Genomic DNA, 4,626 nt, shown 5'->3' with positions numbered 1-4,626 from the left:
GGATTACATTCAATCGATAAAATAAATCCTCTCGAAACTCTCCGTCTTTCACCATTTGCTCGAGATTTTTATTTGTAGCCGCAACAATCCGAATATTAATATCAATCGAATCATTTGAACCAATTCGTTCAACTCTTCTTTCTTCCAGTACGCGAAGTATTTTGACCTGTAGGTGAAGTGGCATATCACCTATTTCGTCTAGGAATAACGTTCCTCCATCGGCAATTTCAAATTTTCCAGGCTTTCCTTTTTTTCTTGCACCCGTAAATGCTCCTTCACTGTAACCAAATAGTTCACTTTCCAACAATTGTTCCGGAATGGCCGCACAGTTAATTGCACGAAACGGCATATTTACTCTTTTACTTTCTTTATGAATAGCTCTTGCAAATAGCTCCTTTCCTGTTCCACTTTCACCCAAAATGATGACTGTAGAATCAGTAGTTGCCACTTTTTTAGCGATAGATTTTACCTGTACAATGCTTAAACTTTTTCCAACTATGGCATCAAGGGTTGATTCATCAGCCTCTGTGGTTATAGAATAGGCAAATTTCCGAAACTCATCTAAATCTTTGAATGAAATGGCCACCCCTATAATATGACTATCGTGAACTAACGGGGTTGCACTACTTATGATCTGAATATTACGACCGTTTATTCGGAGGGCGAATTCTAGATTCGAAAATCCCTTTCCTGTTGATAATACCCTCATGATTGGTAAATCTGGCATCACATCTAGTATATTTTGTTTTAATACTTCATCTCTATTTATCTTTAAAATCTTCTCAGCTGAACGATTCAGTTCTAATATATAGCCGTTCTGATCGATGGAAATGATTCCTTCATACATAGATTGAATGGTCACATGGAGCATTTGGGAGGTAGATAGATACTTTTTCAATAGGGACTTCGCATTAATTTTACTGCTGATTAAATCAGCCATCTTCCCAAGATAGTTTGATAAAATTAGGTGTTTTTCCTTAAATTCAATTTTTTGTTCCTCTGAAAAAGCAGTTAAACTGATAACTCCTACATTTTCACCTTCGTGTTTCAACGGATAGGAAACATCCGCCTTTTCTGGGCAACTCTCATAAAGGATGCAACTTTTACAAATTTTGTGAAATCCCGGTTCTAGATTGTATACAGGCTTATTTGTTTTTAAAACCTCACTGATTATATGTCCTCTCACAGGTTTTCCTATAACCGCGTGCTGACCTCCACCTGTCGTTGCAACGACAACTTTATTCAAATCATAGATAATAACTTCCAACGACAAAACCGATTTAATAGCTTCTGCGACTAAAATAACTTCATCTTGAATCTCAAAAAGTATGGAACTCATCTTTTCATCCTCTCCCTTTATTTATGACTTTTCTAGGTTATTAAAATAGGTTAAGTTGATTTTATTCTTATAATACTTTTCGATCAGATGGAGAAAAAACCTCTAAAAACATCATGAAGTATTTGAATATTCATTCAACAAATAAAAATTGATACCAGCTTTACTCATAAAATAAACAGCTGCATCATAATTGTGGGCGGTTAATGTTAAATACCTTTTGTACTTCATTAAATTTATTTAAATAAATTTAAGCAAGAGGATTTTCTTGGCTATCTACTACTTTTTGCTCCAGAGCAGTATATAGTTCTCCAAACGGGACCGGTACAGGAGTTGATCCAAGTGTTTTAATAAAGGAAATATAAGGGGGGAGATTCTTGAATCCTCATCTTCAAACTAGCCGCATCCTTACTCGTTTTAATAGCATGTTTATTATTTGTCATATGTCTCCAACCATTTTCCATAAAGCCTAGATTTATCAAACCTTTGTTTGTTAAATCGGACGCAATTTCCTCTCCTGCTTCCCCATCCAGCACTTTATAAGATGAGTCACTACGAAGACCGGATATCGCCTTATTGGAAATGTGTGGTTATTTTTTCATTTTTTATGTAACAAAATATTGACTTGATGTATAGTTTATATTACATTATGTTTAACAAACTTAACATAATGTAAAAATAACCATACTAGGAGGTAACTATGACGTACCAAGAAAAGAAAAGTATCTTATCGTTGATTAGTACAATTCTTATTTTTGGATTTTATTGTTTGTATATGTACCCTCAGTATCCCGGCGGGGAGATGGAGTCAGCTGAGACCTTTCGTTATTGGGGTTCCTTCGTCCTCATCTTGACTTTGGTTTCAATAGTTGCACACATAATTATCAGCATTATATTTAACATCGTCTTTAGAATTACAACCAGAGAAAAGGAACCAAATTTTGCGGATGAACTGGATAAATTAATTGACTTGAAAGCGTTCCGGAATGCCTTTTTCGTGTTTATCATCGGCTTTCTTCTTGCCATGGGATCACTGATCATTTATCAGCCTTTACATGTAATGTTCATTATCCTAATCACTTCGGGATTCATTTCCGATTTAACCGGATCTGCTACGAGACTATATCACTATCGGAAAGGAGTCTAATATGAGCAAAAAAAATCTTGTCGGCAATCACATTCGAAAATTACGATTCAATCATGATGAAATGACACAGCTGCAATTGGCAGACAAGGTAGGCGTTACAAGACAGACAATCGTGGCTCTCGAAAAGGGAAACTACTCTCCATCTCTAGAATTGGCTTTTCGTATTGCTCATGCCTTTAACTTACCGTTGGAAGAGGTTTTCTTTTATGAGGGCGACTCAAAGCTTTAAGAATTATTATTGTTTTTGCTTTACCGTTTGTAAATTTATTAAAAGAAGGGGATAAATTAATGAATTCAAACAAAAAAGCAGCCAAAATTGTGGGGGTACTGTTTATTCTAGCAGCCGTTTCGGCGGTTGCAGGTCTTATATTATACGACCCTATCCTGAACAGTCCCGATTACTTGATAAATGGTACGGAACATGCCAATCAAGTCGTACTGGGGGCACTTATGGAACTCATTCTTGTCGTTTCAGCGGTTGGTACTGCAACAATAATGTTTCCGATTTTACGAAAATATAATGAAACGATCGCACTATGGCATGTTTGTTTCAGATTTCTAGAAGCGATTATTATTACTGTTGGTGTAATTAGCGTACTGTCCCTTTTGACATTAAGCCGGGAATTTGTCGCATTAGGGTCTCCGGATCCGGCATCTTTCCAAACATCAGGCATAGTATTACATGCAATCCATGACTGGACATTTTTGCTTGGCCCCAATTTCATGCTAGGAATTAATACAATGATGTATAGTTATATATTTTATAAAACCAAGCTCGTACCAAGATTTATACCCATTTTAGGTATGACAGGGGCAACTTTAATTTTTATTTGTGCCTTGTTCGTAATGTTCGGCGTATTTCCTCAACTTTCTGTTTGGGGTGCTATTCTGGCTATACCTGTAGCAGCGAATGAAATGATTTTAGCAGTTTGGCTTATCGTTAAAGGATTCAATCAGTCTGCACTTGCCTCATTGTTTGCAAAAAAGCAAAACGAATTGTAGGAAAGCTTGCATAGTGATTTATCAAAAATTGATCCGATTGAAATTAACTGAATATTTTGAAATAAATAGAAATACATTTGAGAATATTACATGTTAGAGAAGGATATTTTGGGACTTCAAATGTCATCATTTGAGGATCTCTCTATATGTTGAGATTGCATTCACGATGACGAAAAATAACTAAATAAAAAGAATCAAGGAGGTTAAATAGGTGAAAGCGGCTATTTACAGTTCCTATGGTCCCCCTGAAGTACTGGAGATACAGGATGTAGAACAACCATCTATTAAGGATGACGATAGGGTTTTGATCAAAGTGCATAACGCGTCAGTCAATGTATTTGATACTCTGTACCGAAAGGGCTATTTGCCTACAAGGTTAGATAATGGTATGACAAAACCAAAAAATCACATACTGGGCATTGACGTGGCGGGGACGGTAGAAGCGATAGGTAAAAACGTGCAACGATTTAAGGTTGGCGATCATGTTTTCGGCAGTTGTTTCGGCTCCCACGCAGAATATGTNNCCCTTAGTCTTATGCCGAAGAACTTAACTTTTGAGGAGGCAGCGGCTATACCATGTGCGGCTCAGACTGCACTGCAAGCATTGAGAGATGTAGCACAGATAAAGCAAGGCCAAAGGGTTTTAATCTATGGTGCATCAGGCGGTGTCGGTCACTTTGCTGTTCAGCTTGCTAAATATTTCGAGGCTGAGGTAACGGCTGTTTGTAGCACCTCAAATCTTCAGTGGGTTAAAGAACTTGGAGCAGATTACGTTCTCGATTACACCAAGGAAGATTTCGTATATAACGGAAAAAAGTACGATATCATTCTAGATGCGGTTGGTAAGCGAACCTTTTTCAGCTGTATGAGTTCTTTAACGCAGACGGGAGTTTATATTACAGAACACGCAATTTATCCAAAGTATCACCCAATTCAATTAATGATAGGTTCATTGATTGGTCGTAAGAAAGCAAAGGTTCATCTTACCAGACCGAATGATAGGGATATGGATTTCTTACGCAGTCTAGTGGAAGAAAAGAAATTAAGACCTGTTGTTGAAAAATGCTTTCCTTTGGATCAAATTGTGGAGGCACACCGACATGTCGAAATTGGGCGTACAAAAGGGAAGGTCGTTTTGGAA

The 4,626-nt window shown here is 37.1% G+C and carries 7 protein-coding genes; 4 read left to right on the top strand and 3 right to left on the bottom strand.

Going from position 1 to position 4,626, the window contains the following annotated elements; genetic code table 11:
- The 3 genes from V7149_RS10800 to V7149_RS10790 all read right to left on the bottom strand — a co-directional run.
- A partial coding sequence (locus V7149_RS10800; RefSeq protein ID WP_335345634.1) for a sigma-54 interaction domain-containing protein occupies positions 1 to 1,339 on the bottom strand: 1,339 nt, incomplete at its 3' end.
- A gap of 247 nt (positions 1,340 to 1,586) precedes the next feature.
- Entirely contained in the window at positions 1,587 to 1,688 is a 102-nt protein-coding gene (locus tag V7149_RS10795; protein WP_335345635.1) for a hypothetical protein, read from the bottom strand.
- Complete coding sequence (locus V7149_RS10790) at positions 1,684 to 1,872, bottom strand: hypothetical protein (RefSeq protein WP_335345633.1); 189 nt, start codon at positions 1,870 to 1,872, stop codon at positions 1,684 to 1,686. Before V7149_RS10790 ends, V7149_RS10795 begins: the two co-directional genes overlap by 5 nt.
- A gap of 164 nt (positions 1,873 to 2,036) precedes the next feature.
- Here V7149_RS10790 and V7149_RS10785 point away from each other — a divergent pair, with 164 nt between their 5' ends.
- From V7149_RS10785 to V7149_RS10770, 4 genes are all read left to right on the top strand, one after another.
- On the top strand, positions 2,037 to 2,483 hold the full coding sequence (locus tag V7149_RS10785) for a hypothetical protein (protein WP_335345632.1): 447 nt from the start codon (positions 2,037 to 2,039) through the stop codon (positions 2,481 to 2,483).
- 1 nt (position 2,484) lies between these two features.
- Entirely contained in the window at positions 2,485 to 2,712 is a 228-nt protein-coding gene (locus tag V7149_RS10780; protein ID WP_335345631.1) for a helix-turn-helix transcriptional regulator, read from the top strand.
- 59 nt (positions 2,713 to 2,771) lie between these two features.
- Complete coding sequence (locus V7149_RS10775) at positions 2,772 to 3,485, top strand: DUF4386 domain-containing protein (protein ID WP_335345630.1); 714 nt, start codon at positions 2,772 to 2,774, stop codon at positions 3,483 to 3,485.
- A 211-nt stretch (positions 3,486 to 3,696) separates the two neighbouring features.
- On the top strand, positions 3,697 to 4,626 hold a 930-nt coding region (locus tag V7149_RS10770; protein ID WP_335345629.1), incomplete at its 3' end, for an NAD(P)-dependent alcohol dehydrogenase.

The organism is Bacillus sp. JJ1503 (assembly GCF_036965125.1).
Lineage (GTDB): Bacteria > Bacillota > Bacilli > Bacillales > Cytobacillaceae > Cytobacillus.
The sequence above is the reverse complement of the archived record's forward strand: the minus strand, read 5'-3'. Positions and strand labels throughout refer to the sequence as shown.